The following is a 957-nucleotide window of genomic DNA, read 5'->3' as shown; positions in this document are numbered from 1 at the left end:
GGTCGATCGCCTCGGTGCGCTGCACAACCACCGTCGCCACGAGGCCGCCGATGCCGATATCGCTGCCCGAGGAGGAGAGCGAGATGATGTCGGCGCCGACGGTGCCGTCCACGCTCACAGCGTCGGCCGCGCCGTCACCGGCCGCGGGGGTGGTCCCGGCCAGGTCGATGCCGACCCGGATGATGTCGGTTCCGGTCAGGTCGTGCACCGCGATGGTGTCGGCGCCGCCCAGCGCCTTGAGCTGGATGCGCTCGACATCGTCCAGGTCCAGGACGACGGAGCCGACATCGCGGACGAACAGGACCCGGCCGCCATTGGCCGCGATGCCGAAGGTCTCGTTGGCGGCGCTCCCGGTGACACTCAGATCGTCGGTGCCGGCCTGGCCCTCGACCGTGTCGCTGCCGTCGCCGGGGACCCAGGCAAAGGTGTCGTTGCCGGCGCCCAGGAAGGCGACGTCGTTGCCGCGGCCGCCGACCACCAGGTCGTCGCCGTCGCCGCCCAGCAGCAGGTCCGCCCCGGCGGCGCCGAAGAGCGCATCGTTGCCGACGCCGCCATCCAGGGTCAGGGCCATCGCCGCCGTCGCCTGGGCCCGCGCGTCGATCCGGTCGTTGCCGTCCAGGCCGTTGACGACCAGCCGGTCCGAGGTCTCGGCATGCTCGACGACGAGCTGCGCGGCCAGCCCGTTCGCGACCACCGCGGTGCCGGACAGGCTCAGGGTCACGGTCTCGGCGGCCGCGGAGCCATTGGCGGTCACGACATCGGCCTGGCCGTCGCCGGCCCCGCCATCCAGCACGCCTTCCAGATCCACCGTCACCCGGGTCACGTCGGTGCCGGTCAGGTCGTTGACGATGACGCGGTCGGTCCCGCCCAGGGCGTGGAATTCGATGCGCTCGACATCGTTGAGGTCCATGACGACGCTGGCGACGTCGCGGAAGAACAGCACCCGCCCGCCATTGG

Annotated in this window: 1 pseudogene; it reads right to left on the bottom strand. The window is 72.0% G+C overall.

Annotation, left to right across the window (positions count from 1 at the left end):
* Positions 1 to 957: pseudogene (locus P409_RS39805) on the bottom strand (hypothetical protein); the annotation flags it as partial.

It is taken from the genome of Inquilinus limosus MP06 (assembly GCF_000767795.1).
GTDB lineage: Bacteria > Pseudomonadota > Alphaproteobacteria > DSM-16000 > Inquilinaceae > Inquilinus > Inquilinus limosus_E.
This window is presented reverse-complemented; position numbering and strand designations above follow the sequence as displayed.